General features: G+C 72.9%; 18 protein-coding genes. 8 read left to right on the forward strand and 10 right to left on the reverse strand.

Annotated features, from left to right (window positions below):
* The first annotated feature begins 48 nt into the window (after positions 1-48).
* From OIE75_RS30070 to OIE75_RS30080, 3 genes are read left to right on the forward strand one after another with little or no spacing between them, the layout of a single operon-like run.
* Positions 49-1,425 carry an acyl-CoA dehydrogenase family protein gene (locus OIE75_RS30070; protein ID WP_329472808.1) on the forward strand — a complete coding sequence of 459 codons (1,377 nt, stop codon included), beginning with the start codon at positions 49-51 and terminating at the stop codon, positions 1,423-1,425.
* Positions 1,422-1,820: a RidA family protein gene (locus OIE75_RS30075; RefSeq protein ID WP_234958616.1), complete on the forward strand. Its 399-nt coding sequence runs from the start codon at positions 1,422-1,424 to the stop codon at positions 1,818-1,820. The genes OIE75_RS30070 and OIE75_RS30075 overlap by 4 nt, the downstream gene beginning before the upstream one ends.
* Before the next feature lie 42 nt (positions 1,821-1,862).
* Positions 1,863-2,690, forward strand: a complete 828-nt coding sequence (locus tag OIE75_RS30080) for an alpha/beta fold hydrolase (RefSeq protein WP_329472810.1) — start codon at positions 1,863-1,865, stop codon at positions 2,688-2,690.
* Positions 2,691-2,742: 52 nt separating this feature from the next.
* On the opposite strand, the gene OIE75_RS30085 is transcribed toward OIE75_RS30080, so the two are convergent.
* Positions 2,743-2,952: a DUF5999 family protein gene (locus tag OIE75_RS30085; RefSeq protein ID WP_329472811.1), complete on the reverse strand. Its 210-nt coding sequence runs from the start codon at positions 2,950-2,952 to the stop codon at positions 2,743-2,745.
* 243 nt (positions 2,953-3,195) lie between these two features.
* Between OIE75_RS30085 and OIE75_RS30090 the strand changes: the two genes are divergently transcribed.
* Positions 3,196-3,654, forward strand: a complete 459-nt coding sequence (locus tag OIE75_RS30090) for a DUF6299 family protein (protein ID WP_329472812.1) — start codon at positions 3,196-3,198, stop codon at positions 3,652-3,654.
* Positions 3,655-3,784: 130 nt separating this feature from the next.
* On the opposite strand, the gene OIE75_RS30095 is transcribed toward OIE75_RS30090, so the two are convergent.
* Entirely contained in the window at positions 3,785-4,627 is an 843-nt protein-coding gene (locus tag OIE75_RS30095) for a DUF2637 domain-containing protein (protein WP_329472813.1), read from the reverse strand.
* A 570-nt stretch (positions 4,628-5,197) separates the two neighbouring features.
* On the opposite strand from OIE75_RS30095, the gene OIE75_RS30100 reads away from it, so the two are divergent.
* A complete protein-coding gene (locus tag OIE75_RS30100) occupies positions 5,198-6,100 on the forward strand; it encodes a TIGR03619 family F420-dependent LLM class oxidoreductase (RefSeq protein ID WP_307015594.1) in 903 nt (300 codons plus the stop codon).
* Between the two features lie 600 nt (positions 6,101-6,700).
* On the opposite strand, the gene OIE75_RS30105 is transcribed toward OIE75_RS30100, so the two are convergent.
* The 3 genes from OIE75_RS30105 to bagM form a co-directional block, all read right to left on the reverse strand.
* Positions 6,701-7,786 (reverse strand): prephenate dehydrogenase, encoded by a 1,086-nt coding sequence (locus OIE75_RS30105; protein WP_307015595.1) that lies wholly within the window; start codon positions 7,784-7,786, stop codon positions 6,701-6,703.
* A 131-nt stretch (positions 7,787-7,917) separates the two neighbouring features.
* Complete coding sequence (bagN, locus tag OIE75_RS30110; RefSeq protein WP_329472814.1) at positions 7,918-9,411, reverse strand: bagremycin/ferroverdin biosynthesis UbiD family decarboxylase BagN/FevL; 1,494 nt, start codon at positions 9,409-9,411, stop codon at positions 7,918-7,920.
* A complete protein-coding gene (gene bagM, locus OIE75_RS30115; protein ID WP_307015599.1) occupies positions 9,408-10,055 on the reverse strand; it encodes a bagremycin/ferroverdin biosynthesis UbiX family decarboxylase BagM/FevK in 648 nt (215 codons plus the stop codon). The genes bagN and bagM overlap by 4 nt, the downstream gene beginning before the upstream one ends.
* A 59-nt stretch (positions 10,056-10,114) precedes the next feature.
* On the opposite strand from bagM, the gene bagL reads away from it, so the two are divergent.
* The 3 genes from bagL to bagJ all read left to right on the forward strand — a co-directional run bounded on the left by bagL (position 10,115) and on the right by bagJ (position 13,449).
* On the forward strand, positions 10,115-10,570 hold the full coding sequence (bagL, locus tag OIE75_RS30120; RefSeq protein ID WP_329472815.1) for a MarR family transcriptional regulator BagL/FevM: 456 nt from the start codon (positions 10,115-10,117) through the stop codon (positions 10,568-10,570).
* 74 nt (positions 10,571-10,644) lie between these two features.
* Positions 10,645-12,009, forward strand: a complete 1,365-nt coding sequence (gene bagK, locus OIE75_RS30125) for a bagremycin/ferroverdin biosynthesis FAD-dependent oxygenase BagK/FevA1 (RefSeq protein WP_329472816.1) — start codon at positions 10,645-10,647, stop codon at positions 12,007-12,009.
* Between the two features lie 81 nt (positions 12,010-12,090).
* Positions 12,091-13,449 carry a bagremycin/ferroverdin transporter BagJ/FevB gene (gene bagJ, locus OIE75_RS30130; RefSeq protein ID WP_329472817.1) on the forward strand — a complete coding sequence of 453 codons (1,359 nt, stop codon included), beginning with the start codon at positions 12,091-12,093 and terminating at the stop codon, positions 13,447-13,449.
* Between the two features lie 84 nt (positions 13,450-13,533).
* Here the strand turns inward: bagJ and bagI are convergent, their stop codons facing one another.
* The 5 genes from bagI to bagF form a co-directional block, all read right to left on the reverse strand.
* Complete coding sequence (gene bagI, locus OIE75_RS30135) at positions 13,534-14,490, reverse strand: AfsR/SARP family transcriptional regulator BagI/FevR (RefSeq protein WP_307015603.1); 957 nt, start codon at positions 14,488-14,490, stop codon at positions 13,534-13,536.
* Positions 14,491-14,628: 138 nt separating this feature from the next.
* Entirely contained in the window at positions 14,629-15,552 is a 924-nt protein-coding gene (gene bagH / locus OIE75_RS30140; protein WP_307015604.1) for a bagremycin/ferroverdin biosynthesis o-aminophenol oxidase BagH/FevF, read from the reverse strand.
* A 34-nt stretch (positions 15,553-15,586) separates the two neighbouring features.
* Positions 15,587-15,961: a bagremycin/ferroverdin biosynthesis copper chaperon BagZ/FevE gene (gene bagZ / locus OIE75_RS30145; RefSeq protein ID WP_307015605.1), complete on the reverse strand. Its 375-nt coding sequence runs from the start codon at positions 15,959-15,961 to the stop codon at positions 15,587-15,589.
* A gap of 163 nt (positions 15,962-16,124) precedes the next feature.
* Positions 16,125-17,501, reverse strand: a complete 1,377-nt coding sequence (gene bagG / locus OIE75_RS30150) for a bagremycin/ferroverdin biosynthesis FAD-dependent oxygenase BagG/FevA2 (RefSeq protein WP_329472818.1) — start codon at positions 17,499-17,501, stop codon at positions 16,125-16,127.
* Positions 17,502-17,632: 131 nt separating this feature from the next.
* Positions 17,633-18,667, reverse strand: coding sequence for a phospho-2-dehydro-3-deoxyheptonate aldolase BagF/FevY (gene bagF / locus OIE75_RS30155; RefSeq protein ID WP_329472819.1), 1,035 nt, complete (start codon positions 18,665-18,667; stop codon positions 17,633-17,635).
* Positions 18,668-18,670: the final 3 nt, after the last annotated feature.

The following is an 18,670-nucleotide window of genomic DNA, read 5'->3' on the forward strand; positions in this document are numbered from 1 at the left end:
CCTCGGGTGAGACCCAGCGGCCGCAGCGGAGCAGGGGAAGGATCGGCGATGACCGCATTCTCGCTCGAACCGGCACAAATCACCTGGTGCGGGGAGCTGCGCGCCCTGGCCGCCGAACGGCTGCGTCCGTTGGCGGACAAGGGGGAGCCCGGCCACGTCAACCGTGCCCTCGTCGCCGAACTCGGCGCCCTGGGGCTGCTCTCCCGCCTGTTCACCTCGGGCGCGCTCGACCTGTGCCTGATGCGCGAGTCCCTCGCCCACGCCTGCACGGAGGCCGAGACCGCCCTCGCCCTCCAGGGCCTCGGCGCCCACCCGGTGCACGCCCACGGCACCGGGACCCAGCGCGCCCGCTGGCTCCCCGGCGTCGTCGCCGGCACGACGGTCGCCGCCTTCGCCCTCAGCGAGCCCGACGCCGGCTCGGACGCGGCGGCCCTGACCCTCACGGCGACCCCGTCCGCGTCGCGGCCCGCCGCGGGGGAGCGCGGGGGCCCGGCGGGGGAGGCCGCGGGAAGCGGCACGGGTACGGCCCCGCCGGCCGAGTCCGCCTGGGCCACCGAGGGCACCGGCACCGGCCGGGACGCCGTGGCACCCGCCGCCGAGGACGACGCGAACGTGCCCGCCCCCGGAGACCGCGCGGTCGCCGCCGACGCCCCGTCGGGCCCCGTCGCCCTGAACGCCGACCCCGACGGCGGCTCCGGCTGGCGGCTCACCGGCGAGAAGTGCTGGATCTCCAACGCGCCCGAAGCCGACTTCTACACCGTGTTCGCCCGCACCACACCCGGCGCCGGCGCCCGCGGCGTCACCGCCTTCCTCGTGCCCGCCGACCGGCCCGGCCTCTCCGGCAGCCCGCTCGACATGCTCTCGCCGCACCCCATCGGCGCCCTCGCCTTCGACGCCGTGCCCGTCACCGCGGACGACGTGCTCGGCGAGCCGGACCGTGGCTTCCGGGTCGCGATGGACACCCTCAACCTGTTCCGGCCCAGCGTCGGCGCCTTCGCCGTCGGCATGGCGCAGGCCGCCCTCGACGCCACCGTCGCGCACACCACCTCCCGCGACGCCTTCGGCGGCAAGCTGCGCGACCTCCAGACCGTCGCCCACCAGGTCGCCGAGATGTCCCTGCGCACCGAGGCCGCCCGCCTGATGGTGTACGCGGCGGCGACGGCGTACGACGAGGGCGCCCCGGACGTCCCGCGGCGCGCGGCGATGGCGAAACTCCTCGCCACCGAGACCGCCCAGTACGTCGTCGACCGGGCCGTCCAACTGCACGGCGCCCGCGCCCTGCGCCGCGGCCACCTCCTCGAACACCTCTACCGCGAGGTGCGCGCACCCCGCGTCTACGAGGGCGCGAGCGAGGTGCAGCGCGGCATCATCGCCAAGGAGCTGTACCGCACGCACGACACGACGACCGAGGAGGCCGGTACATGACCGCCGAACGGGTGAACCCGCCCGAACTCTCCCCGCCCACCGGGTTCTCGCACGCCGTCGTCGCCACCGGCACCCGCGTCGTGTTCCTGGCCGGCCAGACCGCCCTGGACACCGACGGCAAGGTCACCGGCGACACCCTCCCCGCCCAGTTCGAACAGGCCCTCACCAACCTCCTGACCGCCCTGCGAGCCGCCGGCGGAACCCCCGCCGACCTCGCCCGCGTCACCGTCTACGCCACGGACGTCGCCGCCTACCGCACCCACGCCGCCGACCTCGGCCGCACCTGGCGCCGACTGGCCGGCCGCGACTACCCGGCGATGGCGGTCGTGGAGGTGGTACGCCTCTGGGACGAACGGGCGATGGTGGAACTCGACGGCTTCGCGGTACTGCCGTAGCGCCCACTGCCGCGAAGCGCCCGCCCGCCCTAGAGTTCCGGCATGCCGGACATCGAACTGAGCGCGGGGACCATCGAGTACGAGGACACCGGCGGGGACGGCCCGGTCGTCGTGCTCCTCCACGGTCTCGTCCACGACGCGACCGTCTGGCGCGGGGTCCTCGCCGACCTGCGCGCCGACCACCGGGTGATCGCGCCGACCCTGCCCTACGGCTCCCACCGCCGGCCGCTGACCCGGCCGCCCACGCCGGACCTCGTCAACGAACTGATCGCGGAGTTCCTCGGCCGCCTCGACCTGACCGACGTGACCCTGGTCGAGAACGACTGCGGACGCGCCCAGACGGTGGCGGCCCGGCACCCGGAGCGGCTGGCACGGCTGGTGCTCGTCGCGTGCGAGGCTTTCGACAACTACCCGCCGGGACTGCCGGGAAAGCTGATCGGCGTCGCCTGCCGCCTGCCCGGCGGCGTGCCCCTGCTGGTCCGCACCCTGGGCCTGAAGCCGCTGCGCCGCCTCCCCGTCGGGATCGGCGCCCTCACCAAGCGGCCCGTGCCGGACGCGGTCGTCGACGGCTGGCTGCGCCCCCTGCGCACCGATCCGGCGATCCGCCGCGACTTCCGGCACTACAACACCCACGTCCGCGGCGACGAACTGCTGGAGGCCGCCCAGGGGTTGCGGAGGTTCGACCGGCCCGCACTCGTCGTCTGGGCGACCGAGGACCTGATGATGCCCCGCGCCCACGGCCGGCGCCTGGCCGAACTCCTCCCGCAGGGGCGGCTGGTGGAGGTCGAGGACGCCCGGACGCTGATCCCCGAGGACCAGCCGGAGCTGCTCGCCTCCCTGCTGCGGGAGTTCATCGCCGAGAAGCGCTGAGCGGAGAGACGCTGAGCCGGAACGCTGAGCGGCACCCGGCCGGCGGTCGGGCTCAGGCCGCCATCGCCAGGCGCCCGGCGGGCATCCGGCGCGGCGCGACCACCCGGCCGTCGGGCCGCAGCTCACCGGTGTCGTCGAAGACGATCGTGCCGTCGCACAGCAGGTGCCACCCCTGCTCCGGGTGGGCGGCGACGATGTGCGCGACGACGGAGTCGGTCGCGGGGGAGTCGGCCGCGGGGCAGGAAGACCGGTGGGTACACATGGCGCACCTCCACGTCGGGAGACCGTCCCGTCATGGGACCGTCGCATGAACAGACCGTGCGCCCGCCGGGAACTCGTCGCCAAGGCCCGGGCGGCAAGCGTGACAACACCCGGACAACCCGGCGACGGTTCACGGACGGCGGCCGAGGCGGACTCGCCACCGAAGGGGTGACGGTCACTGGCGCCGGCCCATCCGCCCGGTACCAGTGGAACACCCCATTCCGACCGATCGGGAGGTCCCCCCATGCCCGTACGATCCGCGGTCCTCGCCGCGGCCGCCGGCGCCGCCCTGTTCCTGCCTGCCGCCCCCGCAGCGACGGCGGCCCCCGCCGACGCCACCGCCGACACCCCCGCCGTCACGGAGTCCGTGACGGTCGCCCGGACCGGCCGCGTCGCCGCCGACGGCACCGTCACCCTCACCGGCACCTACCGCTGCACCGCCGCCGACGGTGCCGTCTTCGTCAGCTCCATCGTGCGCCAGGGCGACGACTCGTCCGTCCGCCACGGCATCGGCGGCACCCGCGCGGTCTGCGACGGCAAGGAGCACCGCTGGACCAACACGGGCACGCCCTCCACCGACCTGCTCAAGCCCGGCGCGGCCCACGTCGAGGCGACGCTGATGGAGCTGCGGATCACCAGCGGCCTGCCGCTGCCGAGCTTCCACGCGCGGAAGGACCAGGACGTGAAGCTGGTGGCGGGCTGAGCGGACGGCGCCCAACGCCACCACCACTTCCCGGAGAAGGAATTATCCGTTCGTTCTCCGGGAGGCGGCGGGAAGGAATTGGGCGCCTTTCGTAAGTGCTGTATTAGTCCCCGAGGTCAGTCACACAGAGTCATGTTCGCTTTTTGGGGCCCGTGCCCGGCCGAGGCGCGCGCTGAGTGCTCTGCCGCTGCTGCGGTAGGGACACCGGGTCCTGGCCGGCCGTGTCCGCCGCCTCGTCGCCCGGCGCGGCCTCCGCACGCTGCCGGTGGCGCGGCACCGCCCGGCGGGGCGGCCGGGTGAGCGTGATCTGCCGGACGATCTGCTGGAAGCAGACCAGCGAGGCGAGACCCGGCAGCGCCGCGGCGGCCCCGTCGCTGACCGTGCGCGGCGCCTCCGCGATGCACAGCAGCATCGCGATGGCCGAGAACAGCAGGACGACGGCCCAGGAGTGGACCGCGCGGCGCTGGTGCAGGGCCGACCGCAGCACCGCCAGCGACGCCACCAGCCAGGGTCCGTAGACCAGCAGCGGCCACCAGGACACGACGCTGCCGCGAGTACGCGTGACGGCGGCCAGCCGCAGCGGCTCGTAGGCCACCATGCCGCCGAACAGGCTGACGGAGGCCGCGATGACGGCGGCCAGCGCCGCCACGAACAGGCTCGCGGCGCGCAGCCGGCTCACCTTCGGGCGGCGGACGCGGCGGTGACTGGTGGGCGCGTCTCTCAACGGGGGCAGTTCCGCGGTGATTTCCTGCAGATTGCTCAGCGGCGTGCCCGGCACCGGCGGGATCGCCGAGGTGTCCATGCCGTACGGGACGGCGGGCTGCTGCTCCACCGCGTCCTGGAGCAGGAACGCGAGTTCCTCGGCCGGGTCCCAGCCGGGTTCGGGCGGGACGAGGGCTTCCCCGTAGGCTTCCTGTGGTGCCCGGTGCCGCCCGCTGCCCGTGGTGCGGAACGAGCCTTCGCCGTACGGCATGTGAGGGTAGGTGTGTTCTTCGTGCACGACGCGCCGGTCACTCCGCCGGGGGGCACGTCAGGGAGGACTGCGCCCTGCCCCAGCGCTCGGCGAGGCCGGTCTCCAGTTCCGTCATGACGTCCAGGAAGCGTTGCAGGACCGGTTCGGTCACCCGCAGAGGAACGGGGCGCCCGCCTCTGGTCAGGGTTCCGTCACTCGGTGACGGAAAGTGATCTTCGCCGGGCCTGTAGGTGTACGGGCCGAGCGCCGTCAATTCCCCGTTTTCCTCGGTCATATCCGAAGTAACGTCTGCCTACTCCGTCGGATGCGCGGCAGTCGAGTGAACGGTTTCTGCGATTCTTACCCAATCCCGAATTCACACCGGCTCGGTCCCCGCACGGGTGTCGGCGGTCGCGGCGGGTGAGGCCGTCCGGCACCAGATCGAGCAGCCGCTCGGCCCGCACGCGCTCTCGGGCGTCGCCGGTCGAGAGGGCGACGGTCGTCAACTAGTCGCATTCTGATCGAAGTTGCGTGTGTGGTGCCTTCGTCGGGGTAGGCCCACCCGATCAGGATCACGATGCGAAGGACGTCATGAAGATCGGTTTCGCTCTCCCCCAGTTCCACCACCAGGCATCCGGCGTCGCCCGGGCCGGTACGTTCGCCGCCGCGATCGAGGAGGCCGGGGGTGCCAGTCTCTGGGTGGGGGACCGCAACCTGGCCGCGGTCCGCCCCGTCGTGGGGTACGGCGGCCAGGGCGACACCATCCCCGAGGAACTGAACCCCGCCGCCGACCCGTTCGTCCTCCTCGGTGTCGCCGCCGCCGCGACCAGCCGCGTACTGCTGGGTTCCCACGTCCTGGTCGCCCCGCTCTACCCGCCCGTCCAGCTGGCCAGGTCGCTGACGACCATCGACCTGATCAGCGGCGGGCGCCTGCTTCCCGGCTTCGGCGTCGGCTGGTCGCCCGAGGAGTACCAGGCGGCCGGCCTGGACTTCACCCGCCGCGGCGCCCGGATGGAGGAACTGCTCGACGCGCTCGACGCCATCTGGACCGACGACCCCGCGCGGTACGAGGGCGACCAGCTCTCCGTACCCGAACACCACGCACCGCTGAAGCCGGCGCGGCGGCCGCGGCCGCCCTTCTACCTGGGCGCGATGTCCGAGCGCGCCCTGCGCCGGGTCGCCCGGCGCGGCGACGGCTGGCTGCCGCTGGTGGTCGTGCCCAGCTACGTCGACGTCGACGGGCTCGTGGCCCAGCGCTCGGCGCTGGACGGACTGGCCCGCGCGGAGGGCCGCGATCCCGGCGCCATCGACACCGTGCTGCGGGTGAACATCGACGCCGGTACCAGCACGCGGCAGGTCGCGGACACCATCAGGGAGATCCACGACCGGACGGGTATCGAGCACTTCATGGTCGACTCGATGTACGACGTCGACACCGTCGACGGGTCCGTCGAGCACGCCCGGCAGATCCTCGAACTCGTCGCCAAGGGCTGAGCCCGCCGGCGCCGCAGGGCCGCCTCGCCGGTGACCTGCGCCAGTGAGCCGACGAGGCGTTCGGTGATCTCCGGTGTCCAGGGGGACGACGGGGCCGCGGCCCGCTGGGGGGCGAGGCCGTGCAGGCCGAGCCAGCGCGCGAGCGCGTCGGTTCGGCGGCCACGTCGGTGCTGGTCGCGAGGGCTCGTCGGCGCAGTTCCCCAGGGCCTCAGTGAGCGGTCGCATGCTCGCCCGGCCGAGTGCCGCGAGATCCTGCGCGCCGAACGAGCCCTGCTCGGGGTCCGACATCCAGATCCCCCCGAACTTCGTCCGGTAGCGCCCCGGGCGGACCGCGGCGAAGTCCGGATGGCCCCGGCACAGGGCGGTCAGCCGTCCTGGAGGCGCGCCCGCGGCGTTCACCACGTCGCGCGGGCGCGCCTCCAGGTCCGCCAAGGCGTCGCGCACGGACGGGCCCGGGGCGCGGTGGGTCGTCCCCGGGTCACCGGCCGGTCGGTAATGGTCGGACAGGCCCCAGGAGGCCCCCGAACGCACCGCTCGGGAGGCCGGCTTCGGCACCCGCCGGTCGTGCCGGACCCAGGTGCCGACGCCGGACTCGCGACGTCAACGGCGGATCGACCAGCCGCGTTCGCTCAGGGCGGCGCTCAGTGCCGGGGCCGCCGCGGGGCTCACCATCAGCTGGGCCAGGCCCGCCTGCCGGCCCGTCGCGTGGTCGATGCGCATGTCCTCGATGTTGACGCCCGCGCGCCCGGCGTCCGCGAAGATGCGGGCCAGTTCGCCCGGCTGGTCGCTGATGAGCACGGCCACCGTCTCGTAGGTGGCGGGCGCCTCGCCGTGCTTGCCGGGCACCCTGGCCCGGCCCGCGTTGCCCCGCCGCAGGACGTCCTCGATGCCCGCCGCGCCGCCGCGCCGCTTGGCCTCGTCGGCGGACTGCAGGGCGCGCAGCGACTCGACGGTGTCCTCCAGATCGGCCGCCACCCCGGCGAGCACCTCCGCGACGGGACCCGGGTTGGCCGAGAGGATCTCGATCCACATCCGCGGGTCGGACGCGGCGATCCGGGTCACGTCGCGGATGCCCTGTCCGCACAGCCGCACCACCGTCTCGTCGGCGGCCCGCAGCCGTGCGGCGACCATCGAGGAGACGAGCTGCGGCGTGTGCGAGACGAGGGCGACGGCCCGGTCGTGGGCGGCGGCGTCCATGACCACGGGCACGGCGCGGCAGAGCGCGACCAGTTCCAGGGCGAGGTTCAGCGCCTCCGTGTCGGTGTCCGGCATCGGGGTGAGCACCCAGGGCCGGCCCTCGAACAGATCGGCGCTCGCCGCGAGCGGTCCGGAACTCTCCTTGCCCGCCATGGGATGGGTGCCGATGTACGAGGCGAGGTCGAGGCCCAGGTCCTCCAACTCGCGCCGGGGACCGCCCTTGACGCTCGCGACGTCGGCATACCCGCGCGCCACCCCCGCGCGCATGGCCCCGGCCAGCACGGCGGCGGTGTGCGCGGGCGGCACGGCGACGAGCGCGAGGTCCACGGGGCCGAGAGGCGGCTCGTCGCTGCCGGCGCCGAGGGCCGCCGCCGTCCGGGCCCGGTCCGGATCGTGGTCGGTCAGATGGACGGTGACGCCGCGTCCGGCGAGCGTCAGTGCCGCGGACGTACCGATCAGACCGGCTCCTATGACCAGGGCGCTCCTCATCGGACACCGCCCTCGTGCCGGATCGCCGCGCGGCGGGGGAGGGCCGCGAGCCCTGCGTGCTGCTGCTCGGTGTTCACGCGCTCCATCCTTGTTTCGAAGGGACCGGTCACCAGGACCGACCCGGTCCGGTGTCAGTCGTCCCAGTGCTCGAGAACCCGGCTCCGGATCCGCTCCGGATACGCCTGGGCGAAGGAACTGTGCGGAAGCCGGCCCTCGCCGGGGGCGGGCAGCAGCCCGTCGTGGAAGACGATCGGGCCGGACTGGGCGGCGCGCTCCTCGTGGGTGTAGCAGTTCAGCAGCGGGTGGACGAAGCCGTACCACGGCTCCGCCCGGTCCAGCGGGTGGATCCGGGTGGCCAGCGCCCACAGCAGGTCGGTGTCGTCGGCCGGGTCGACGTCGTCGTCCAGGACGAAGGTGGCCGCCGTGGCGCGGCCCGAGTGGGAGTCGGAGAGCACCTTGCCGATCCGGTGCGTGAGTTCGGCGGAGTCGACGCCGGGCAGCCGCTCCCGCCAGTCCCGCGGGACGGTCACCACCATCCAGTGCGACGCCGCACGCAGCGGCGACCAGGCAGTGGTGACCGGCAGCCCGGCGGCGCGCAGTTCCGCCAGCACCTCGGCCGCCTGACCGACGCCCGTCACGGTGTGGAACTCGTCCACCGGCCGGCCCTCGGCCACCAGCGGCCAGATCGGGTCCTCGCGGTGGGTGATGGCCTCGACCGTGTACACCGGCTGCATCGACGTCTCGGTGGAGCCGTATCCGGCGAACTCGCCGAACGGTCCCTCCCGCGCGTCGCGGCCGACGGACAGGTGCCCTTCGATGACGATCTCCGCGCCCGCGGGCACGTCCAGGTCCACCGTCTCGCACCGCACGACGTCGACCGGTTCGCCGTGCAGCGCCCCGATGTAGCCGGCCTCGTCGACCCCGGGCGGCAGCGGGACGCCCCCGACGAACGGGATGGCCGGGTCGCCGCCCTGCACCAGCGCGTACGGCATCGGCTCGCCGATCGCCACCCACTCCGACCAGATCATGCCGATGTGCTGCGCCGGGATCACCAGGCCGGTCATGTGCCTGCCGTCGATCAGCATGATCCGGGCGATGGACCAGTTGGTCCACCGGCCGTCCGGCGTCTTGGCGACGATGATGCCCCAGGTGTTGGCGTAGGGGCCGCCGTCGAACTCGTGGACCCGGGGCACCGGGAAGCGGTCGAGGGTGGCGTCGTCGCCCAGCAGCACGTTCTGCTTGCAGGGCGCGTCCTCCCGCGCGACCCGCCGAGGGGGGACGGGCTTCGCGACGCGGGTGGAGGCCAGGTGGTCGACCAGCTCGGCGGCGGTGGTCCCCGCGGGCAGGCCGACGGACAGGGCGACCCGGGCCAGTGGCTTGCCGGGGGCGGAGCTGAGCGCGGCGGGCGCCCCGAGCAGCCGGAAGCCCGGCGCGACGCCCTCCACGTTCTCGAACAGCGGGGCCGGGGACTGCCGTTCGCAGGACAGCCGGCTGATCGCGGCGGCCTCCAGGTCCGCGCTCACCGGCCGGGTGACGCGGCGCAGGTCGCCGAGGGCTTCCAGCGTGTCGAGGTAGCCGCGCAGCTCACCGAACCGGATCGGCTGCCTGGTCGTGGGGTCGGTCATGAACGGGCGCTCCTCTGCTTCGTACCGTTGTGGCGTGTCGCGGGGACGTCGGCCGCGGGGCCCGCCCGCCCGGCCGGTGACCGCGGGAAGCCGTTCCAGCGCCGGGCGCCGGCGGTCTCGATCCCGAACTGGTCGAGAACACGCGTGACGATGTGGTCGACGATGTCGTCGACCGACTCCGGCCGGTTGTAGAAGGCGGGCATGGGCGGCACGATCGAGACGCCCATGCGGGCGAGTTCCAGCATGTTCGCCAGATGGATCTCGTTGAGCGGCGTCTCCCGCGGTACCAGAACCATCGGGCGCCGTTCCTTGAGCGTCACGTCGGCGGCGCGGCCCAGCAGCCCCTCGGCATACCCCGCCCGGATGCCGGCCAGCGTCTTCATGCTGCACGGAATGATCACCATGCCGTCGGCGCGGAACGAGCCGGAGGAGATCGACGCCCCCTGGTCGTCGGGGGAGTGGGTGACGTCGGCCAGCGCGGCCACCTCGCGGGCGCTCAGCCCGGTCTCCAGCTCCACCGTCGCCCGTGCCCAGCGGCTGACCACCAGGTGCGTCTCCACCTGCGGGTTCCCGCGCAGCTCGCTGAGCAGTCGCACACCCAGCGCCGCTCCGGTGGCGCCGGTCATTCCCACGATCAGCCGCATCCTGCCCCCATCGAACCTTCCGTACACGGAATATCCTTGTACTGAATATACTGGTCGTCATGACGAACACAAGCCCCCGACCCCGGCCGCAACTGGAAGACGCGCTGCCGCATCAGCTGCGCCGGGCCGGACAGGCGTGGACGGCGCTGTGGCAGCAGCGCCTGCCCGACCTGACCAGTCCTCAGTTCGCGGTGCTGCTCGCCCTGGACGACCACGGCAGCCTGGACCAGTCCGCGCTGGGGGCCCTGGCCGCCGTCGACCGCTCCACGCTCACCGTCCTGCTGGACCGTCTGGAGGCGCGCGGCCTGGTGACCAAGGAGATGGACCCGGCGAACCGCAGGCGCCGCATCGTCGCCCTCACCGACGCCGGCCGCCGGCGCCTGGCCGAGGGGGTCGAGGAGGCGGCGCTGCTGCACGCACGGGTGGAGGAGCTGCTGGGCGAGGAGCGGACGAGGCAACTGGTCGAGATGCTCCGTGTCATGGGAGACATGCCGCAGCCCACTTCCCCTCAATAGAGGGATGGGCCCTCCGAGCCGGCGCTGGAAGTGTGATCAGCGAACCGACTGGCTCCGCCTGGGAGGGCTGACGCATGTACAGACCGGCAACCGCGCACAGGCTTGCCGGCCGCCTTTCCGGTCCGGTGCTGGGGCCCGGGGACGAGGGATACGCGGCCGAGGTCGCCGGGTTCAACCGCGTCCTGCGGCACCGGCCCGCGATGGTCCTCGGCGCACGGGACGCCACGCAGGTGCGCAAGGCCGTCGCCTTCGCCGCCGAGACCGGACTGCCGACGGCGGTCCAGGCGACCGGCCACGGCCCCTCCCGCGTCACCGAGGGATCCGGGCTGCTCATCAACACCCGCCGGATGAACGGCGTGAGCATCGATCCGGTGGCCCGGATCGCCCGGGTCGAGGCCGGGGCCCGCTGGCGGCAGGTCGTCGACGCGGCCGCCGTGCACGGACTCGCCCCGCTCAACGGCTCCTCACCGCTGGTGGGGGTGGTCGGCTACACCCTGGGCGGCGGCCTCGCGCTGCTCTCCCGCGCGTACGGCTTCGCCGCCGACCACGTCACCGCGGTGGACCTCGTCACCCCCGACGGACTGCCCCGCACCGCCACCGCACAGCGGAACCCCGACCTCTTCTGGGCGCTGCGTGGCGGCAAGGGCAACTTCGGCGTGGTGACGGCCCTGGAATTCGGGCTCGTGCCGGTCACCCGGCTCTACGGCGGCGGCCTCTTCTTCCCCGGTGACGCCGTCGCCGAGGTGCTGCACGCCTGGCGGGCGTGGACGGAGTCCGTGCCGGAGCGGACCGCCTCCTCGCTGGCGCTGCTGAGGATGCCCGACCAGGATCCGATCCCGCCCTTCCCGCGGGGCGGGCTCGTGGTGCACGTCCGCGTCGCCCACCTCGGCCCGGGCGACGAGGGGGAGCGACTGGTCAGGCCCCTGCGAGCCGTCGCCCCGACGCTCGCGGACACGCTGGGGGAGATGCCGTACAGCCGCTTCGCGGACATCCACAACGACCCGGCCTTCCCCACCCCCTACGACGAACGCTCCGTCATGCTGCGCGAGCTGGGCCCGGACGCGGCCGACGACCTGCTCCGCCTCGCCGGCCCCGGCAGCGGCTGCACGGACGTCATGGTCGAGCTGCGGCACCTGGGCGGAGCGCTCGGCCGCCCGGCCCCGGTGCCGGGCGCGACCGACCACCGCGACGCCCTGTACTGCCTGACCACGCTCGGACCGCCCGGCGGACGCCCGGATCACGTCGTGGACGGCATGGCGCACCACGGAACGGGCCGCAGCCATCTCAACTTCCTCGCCGGACCCGGGACCGCCCGGCTGGCCGCCCGGGGCTACGCGCCCGCCGACTACGCGCGGCTGGGCGAGATCAAGGCCCGCTACGACCCGGACAACCTCTTCCGGTTCAACCACACCATCTCGCCGCGCGTGACGGCCGTCTGAACGCCCCGCGTGACGAGCCCCCCGACCACACGAAGACGCCGACTCGGCACACCTCACGAATCCTGGAAGGGACGACTCTCGATGACCACCAACAGCGCGGTGCAGGCCCCGCCGCGAACCGCACCCGGTGCGGGCTTGACCGGGCTCAGGCTCGGCGCTCTCTTCGGCCCTGTGATCTTCGGAGTGACCGCGGCCGGCGTGGCGCTGCCCGACGTCGCGATGGAGATGGAGGTCCGCCCGGCCGTCGCCGGCTGGGTGCTGACGGCGCACGCCCTCGCACTCGGTGTGGGCACCGCGTTCTTCGGGCGGCTCTCCGAGAAGTGGGGGGTGCGCAACTCCCTCCTCACCGGCGCCCTGTTCCTCGCCGTCGGCGCGGTGCTGTGCCTGGTCGCCCAGGACTTCGGCACCCTGATCGCCGGCCGGTTCGTGCAGGCGGCGGGTTCGGGCGCCATCACCTCCAGCGCCCTCACGCTCGCCTCGGCGGCGGCGCCCGAACAACGGACGAAGATCCTGGCCATCTTCGGCGCGTCCATGGCGCTGTTCTCCTCCACCGCCACCCTCATGGGCGGCATGGTGACGGACTGGCTGGACTGGCGGCTGACCCTGGTGCTGCCGGCGCTCTCGCTGCTGCTGGTGCCCTTCTGCCTGGAGCTCGCGGCCTCCCGCCCCGGCTACGGCAAGGCCGTCGACGTGCCCGGCGGGGTGCTGCTGGGCGCCGGCGCGACCTCGCTGCTGCTGCTCATCCAGGCCTCCTCCCTCGACCTCGACACCCCGTTGGTCATCGGGCTGGCGGTGCTCCTCGTGGTGTCGGTGGCCGGCCTGCTGACCCGGATCGGCAAGCGGCCCGATGGCTTCCTCCCGCGCGACCTGGCCACCGACCGCACCTTCCTGACCTCCGCGATGATCGGCGTCGGCGGCTACGCCGGGCTGTTCGCCGCCATGTACGCGGTGCCGCAGATCCTCGCCGTCCAGTACGGCTGGGGCGTGTTCAAGATCGGCGCCTGGCTGCTGCCGGGCGCGGTCGTCGGCGCCGTGGCCGCCCGGGTGGCCAGCAAGCTCACCGTCGGCAAGGGCGGCAGCCTGCTGCTCGCCGTGACCGCCGTGAGCTGCGCGGTGTTCCTTGGCATCGTCGGCCTCGTCGACGGCGGCATCGTCGTCATGCTCATCGGCACCTCCATGGGCATGGCGACCTTCGCCGCCACGCAGGTGCTCACCACCGCGGTGCTCTCCAGCCGCCTGGAGCCCGCCCGGCGCGGTGGCGCCATGGGCGTGCTCAACCTGCTGTTCTTCGTCGGCGGCGGGATCGGCTCGGCCGCGGCCGGAGCCCTCTCCGAGCACATGGACCTCACCAGCGCGCTCGCCGTCGTCGCGGCGCTCCCGCTGCTGGCCGGTCTGATCGCCCTGACCCTGCCGCCCGCCCGGGCGCAGCAGGAGGCCTGACACGCACGGCGCCGAGCCGACAATGCCCCTCCTCCCGGTCCACTTCGTCGGAGACCAGGGGGAGGGGCGTTGCCGTGCGACGGTTCAGACGGCCGCGGCGCCCGCGTCGCCGTCGTTCAGGTCCAGCCACAGGGACAGGATCCGGCGGAGCCCGTCGCGCTCCACGCGGAGCAGGTCGTTCTCCAGCCGCAGCTGCTCCAGCGGGTCGCCGCCGACGGCGCTCGGCGCGGTGCGTGAGAGCAGCGCGACCCCGGCCGGCCGGCCCTGGTTGCGGTTCGTGCGAGGGGAGGGTGGCGCCAGTACGTCCGAAGGATGGGGGGCCGCCGAAGCGAGCCGTCCGACCAGGATCGACTGGTGCAGGACGTGCAGGTCACGCGCCGGCTCGATGCCGAGGTCCTCGGAGAAGCGCATCCTGATGGCGCGGAAGGTCTCCAGGGCGTCCGCCTGACGCCCGGCGTGGTACAGCGCCAGCATCAGCTGCGCGCAGGCGCGTTCCCGGAACGGGTTCTCGGCGACGAAACCGGTCAGATCACCGATGATCTGCTGGTGGCGCCCCAGCTTCAGCGCCACGTCGAAGTACTCCTCCTGTACGGTCAGCCGGTCCTCGTGGAGCCGGACGACGAGCGAGGTCAGCGCCGAGCTGTCGAGCCCGGTGACGACCGGTCCGCGCCACAGCGCGAGCGCGGACTTCAGCAGCCGCTCGGCGCGCTCCAGTTGGTTGTCGTGGACCATCGCCCGCCCCTGCGAGACCAGCCGCTCGAAGGTGAACAGGTCCAGGGCGTCCTCGTCGTGGACGCTGATCCGGTAGCAGGAGGGGTGCGTCTCGATCACGCTGTCGCGCTCGCCGCCCCTGAGCAGGCGGCGCAGGCCGGAGACGCAGATGCGGATCTGCCCGTGGGCGGAAGCGGGCGGCTTGTCGTCCCACATGGTGTCGACGAGCCGGTCCAGGCTCACCAACTGATTCGCCTGCAGCAGCAGCGCCGCCAACAGCTTCTGCCGGCGGATCCCGCTTATTTCGATGGGTTCCCCGCCGTTGGTCACTAACAGCGGGCCAAGTATTCGGAATACGTAGTCGGCGCACATATATACCCCCGGTAGTGATGTGCGAGTGCTGCCAATGCAGTTGCCATCGGCATCAGTGAGAATGTCGATGGCAACTGCTTCGGCGGCAGGTAGATACTATTCGTAGCGATAGAACTTCGTGTGGTCCAGCAGATCGGCCGGTGTCATCGTGTACCACGGCGCGAGTTTCGTGTGCAGCGAGGGGACGTCCGGGTGCTCTTCCACCGGCAAGTACTGCGGAACGTCCGGGTGCTGCTTCTGCCAGATCGACCAGGCCCGGTCGAGGAAAGAGTGGTGCATGAAGAAGATGGGGTCGTTCGGCGACCCTATGTACAGCATGTGGCCGCCCACCCAGGTGTGGCCCGCGCCGTGCAGTTTGCCCAGGTTGGCCTCGTAGGGGAACTTCGCGTACCCCTCCAGGTGGTTGCGCAGGGACTGCGTCTCGGTGCCGTACCCCGAGGTGTAGTTGTAGGGCGGTGTGTCGTACGTCGGGAGGGCGAGGGTGTCCTCCAACTCCTTCGTCGTCGGCAGGACGGGGTTGGTGGTGCCGAAGTCGCGGACCAGGTAGTCCCGGTCGTCAGCGGTGTAGTGGCCGTTGAACGCCGGGTGCTCCTCGCCGACCGGCACCACGCTGACGTTGAGCTTCCAGCCGTTGCAGCGGGCGAAGGGGCCGGTCATGACCCTTCGGTCGCCGGGCCGGCCGTTGCCGCCCATGAAGTCGTCGGCCCACAGGGGCGAGTCGGGGCTCTGGTCCTTGGTCCAGTCCCAGTACGGGATGGTGACGGTCGGATCGAACCGCTGCAACGCGCGCTCCAGGACCAGCAGGTACTGGCGGTGCCACGGGAACAGGCCCGGGCTCATGTGACCCCAGCGCTTGCCGACCCCGCCGTCCTTGTCCAGGTAGTCACCCGAGTTGATCTGTATGTGTATACGGACCAGCTCGTCGTAGACGCCTGTCTCCTTGACCCGCAGCAGCGCGCGGATGAAACGTCTCTTCTCCCGGGCGGTCATGTTGAGGTGGTTCTTGCGGACGGGAACCATCGTCTTCTTCCCTCTCGGTTCTCTCGCGGGCGGGTCAGACCTGGTGGTGGCCGCCGGAGGGCAGCAGGTTCGCCCCGCGCAGCTCGTCGACGGCCTGCCGGCCGGCGGCCAGCGGGGTGGGCTCGAACCGGTAGTGGCACATCGAGCTGAGGTAGGCGCCCTCGCCCAGCTTCATGAGGTGCAGTTCCTTGCCGTCGATGTGCACCTTCTCGGAGCTCTTCGACACGGTGATCGTGCGGCCCTTGTACTGCTCGGTGTACAGGTCCCCCGACTCTTCCGCGGCCGCCCGGGCGACGGGCGCGTCCGCGTGCGAGTCCGCCCAGGTGTTGCCCGCGTGGATGACGGCGGCGGGCGCCGCCGCGACCGCGACGGCGCCCGCCACGCCCTTCATCACGTCACGTCGTTTCACTAGGGTCCTCCAATTGACAAACCACCAAACAGTGGTATTGGTCCCGGTCAGCCTTGCAATGGGATGTATCGCCGAGATATCGCGCCGGAGGCGCCGCACCGGCAGTCGCGCCGGGAGTGCGCCGGGGGCGCGCCAGGGGGCGCGCCGCTCGGCTCGTGCGAGCTCAGACCCGCTGGGGACGCGGCGCGATGTTGTGGTTGAACCGGAAGAGATTGTCCGGATCGACGCGGGCCTTGATCCCGGCCAGCCGGGCGAAGGTGGCCGGTTCGTAGCCGCTCTCGGCGAGGTCCGCGGTGTCGGGACTGGCCAGGAAGTTGAGATAGCGCCGCCCGGTGCCCCACGCCGCCAGGCCGTCCACCACGAGAGGGGGCCGGTTGTCGGGCAGCGAGAGCGTCGACAGCGCGAAGGCGGCGTCCCGGTGGTCGACGGCGTTGGGCGTCCTCGGCGGCCGGCCGACCGCGCCGCCCAACTGCCTCAGTTCCACGGCCAGGTCGATGCAGTCGGCGCCCGGTCCCGCCAGCTCCAGCAGCGCGCGCACGGCCGCCTCGTCCAGCTCGCGGAGCATCAGCGACCGCTCGCTGTAGGGGATCGGCTCGGTGGGGTCGTTGTGGATCTCCCCGCACCTCGTGTACGGCATGTCGGCCAGTGTGTCGGCGACCAGTGGACCGGCGGCGCGCAGCGGCGCGGCCAGCTTGTCGCCGTCCTCGGCCGAGCCCAGGTAGGCGATCCGGACGTGCACGATCAGCCGGCCCCGCAGGAAGGGCGGGATCGACTCGACGTCCGGCAGCCGCAGCAGGGCCAGCGAGGAGGTGAGCTCTTCCGGCACGGCCGCGGTCCACTCGCGCCAGGCGTGCAGCACCTCGGCGGCGGCCTCGCCGGCGAAGAACAGCCCGCCGCCGTACAGCCGCTCCACCGGGAAGAGGCCGAACTCGAGGGCGGTGACGACGCCGAAGTTGCCCTTGCCGCCGCGCGCTGCCCAGAAGAGGTCGGTGTCCTGGTCGGAGGTGGCCCGGTGCGACTGCCCGTCGGGCGTGACGATCTCCAGGGCGGTGACGTGGTCGGCGGCGTAGCCGTACTTGCGGGCCATCAGCCCGAGGCCGCCGCCGAGCGTGTAGCCGATCACCCCGGTCAGCGGGGAGGAGCCGTTGAGCGGGGCGAGGCCGTGCTCGGCGGCCGCCGCGACCACCTCGAACCACTGCGTGCCGCCCTCGACCCGGGCCGTCCGCGCCTCCGGATCGACGCGTACGCCGCGCATCCTGCGGGTGCTGATCAGCAGTCCGCCGTCCGCGGCGGTCGACGGACCGTGGCCGGTGGCCTGGACCGCGACCGGCATCCCGCGGGCGGCGGCGAAGGAGACGGCCGCGCGCACGTCCTCGGCCCCCGCCACGACCGCCAGCAGGTCCGGAGCGTGCTCGGTGATCTGGTTGAACCCGTCCAGCTCCGGGGCGAAGTCGTGGTCTCCCGGCAGCAGGACCCGGCCCCGGAGCCGGTCGGAGAGCTCCGCCGCGGCCGGCTTCTCGATGCTCTTGCCTGTCGTCATCCTCAGTCCTCCCGGACCCGGTTGTTTGGCGGGACGGAAGGACTCTTTCAACCCCTCGGGCCGCGTCCCATCCCCCGTTTGAGGAGGATGCGGCGGCCGGTCGCCGGGCCGGACCCGGCGACCGGCCGCCGTTACGGGAGGGAGGCGACGCCGTCGAGGACCCGGTGCCCTCCGGCCCGCTCGCCGCGCATCGCCGCGCCGAGTTCCGCCAGGTCCTCGCGGACGAGCGCCTGCGGCCCGTCGCACAGCGCGGTCGCCGGGTCGGGGTGCACGTCCACGATGACCCCGTCGGCGCCGACGGCCAGCGCCGCCCGGGTCAGCGGAAGCACGAGGTCGCGCCGCCCGCCCGAGTGCGAGGGGTCGACGATGACGGGCAGGTGCGACAGCCGCTGGACGAGGGGCACGGCGGCGATGTCCAGGGTGTTGCGCGTGGCCGTCTCGAACGTCCGGATGCCGCGTTCGCACAGCACGATGTCGAGATTCCCGCGCTGCGCCACGTACTCGGCGGCCATCAGCCACTCCTCGATGGTCCCGGACATCCCCCGTTTGAGCATGACCGGCCTGCCGACATCGCCGACGGCCTGCAGCAGCGCGAAGTTCTGCGCGTTGCGGGTGCCGATCTGCAGCATGTCGGCGTACGAGGCGACCAGTTCGACGTCGTGGGCGTCCACCACCTCGGTCACGACCGGCAGGCCGGTCTCGGCGCGCACGTCGGCGAGGATTCTCAGCCCGTCCTCTCCCAGCCCCTGGAAGGCGTAGGGGGAGGTCCTGGGCTTGAAGGCACCGCCCCGCAGGATGGTCGCGCCGGCCGCCCGGGCCATCAGCGCCGCCCGCAGCGTCTGCTCCGGCGTCTCCACCGCGCAGGGCCCCGCGATCAGCGTCGGCGCGCCGGGGCCGATCGGCGCCCCGCCCACCCGGACCACCGAGCGGTCCGGGTGACTCTCCCTGCTGATCAGCTTGTACGGCACCGAGATGCGCACCACCTCGGCGACCCCGCGCAGGGCGCCGAGGCTGAGCGTGCCGAACTGCTCGATGTCACCGACCAGTCCGACGACGGTACGGCTCGTCCCACGGCTGACGAAGGCCTCGCCGCCCGCCGACTCGACCCGCGCGACGACCGCGGCGAGGTCCGACGCCGTGGCGTGCGGCGCCATCACGATCACCATGTC

Source organism: Streptomyces sp. NBC_01723 (genome assembly GCF_036246005.1).
Taxonomy (GTDB): domain Bacteria; phylum Actinomycetota; class Actinomycetes; order Streptomycetales; family Streptomycetaceae; genus Streptomyces.

Bases quoted from the DNA above. Each gene is read 5' to 3' on its own strand.
- OIE75_RS30070 (WP_329472808.1), top strand. From the start codon at position 49: ATGACCGCATTCTCGCTCGAACCGGCACAAATCACCTGGTGCGGGGAG.
- OIE75_RS30075 (WP_234958616.1), top strand. From the start codon at position 1,422: ATGACCGCCGAACGGGTGAACCCGCCCGAACTCTCCCCGCCCACCGGG.
- OIE75_RS30080 (WP_329472810.1), top strand. From the start codon at position 1,863: ATGCCGGACATCGAACTGAGCGCGGGGACCATCGAGTACGAGGACACC.
- OIE75_RS30085 (WP_329472811.1), bottom strand. From the start codon at position 2,952: ATGTGTACCCACCGGTCTTCCTGCCCCGCGGCCGACTCCCCCGCGACC.
- OIE75_RS30090 (WP_329472812.1), top strand. From the start codon at position 3,196: ATGCCCGTACGATCCGCGGTCCTCGCCGCGGCCGCCGGCGCCGCCCTG.
- OIE75_RS30095 (WP_329472813.1), bottom strand. From the start codon at position 4,627: ATGCCGTACGGCGAAGGCTCGTTCCGCACCACGGGCAGCGGGCGGCAC.
- OIE75_RS30100 (WP_307015594.1), top strand. From the start codon at position 5,198: ATGAAGATCGGTTTCGCTCTCCCCCAGTTCCACCACCAGGCATCCGGC.
- OIE75_RS30105 (WP_307015595.1), bottom strand. From the start codon at position 7,786: ATGAGGAGCGCCCTGGTCATAGGAGCCGGTCTGATCGGTACGTCCGCG.
- bagN (WP_329472814.1), bottom strand. From the start codon at position 9,411: ATGACCGACCCCACGACCAGGCAGCCGATCCGGTTCGGTGAGCTGCGC.
- bagM (WP_307015599.1), bottom strand. From the start codon at position 10,055: ATGCGGCTGATCGTGGGAATGACCGGCGCCACCGGAGCGGCGCTGGGT.
- bagL (WP_329472815.1), top strand. From the start codon at position 10,115: ATGACGAACACAAGCCCCCGACCCCGGCCGCAACTGGAAGACGCGCTG.
- bagK (WP_329472816.1), top strand. From the start codon at position 10,645: ATGTACAGACCGGCAACCGCGCACAGGCTTGCCGGCCGCCTTTCCGGT.
- bagJ (WP_329472817.1), top strand. From the start codon at position 12,091: ATGACCACCAACAGCGCGGTGCAGGCCCCGCCGCGAACCGCACCCGGT.
- bagH (WP_307015604.1), bottom strand. From the start codon at position 15,552: ATGGTTCCCGTCCGCAAGAACCACCTCAACATGACCGCCCGGGAGAAG.
- bagG (WP_329472818.1), bottom strand. From the start codon at position 17,501: ATGACGACAGGCAAGAGCATCGAGAAGCCGGCCGCGGCGGAGCTCTCC.
- bagF (WP_329472819.1), bottom strand. From the start codon at position 18,667: ATGGTGATCGTGATGGCGCCGCACGCCACGGCGTCGGACCTCGCCGCG.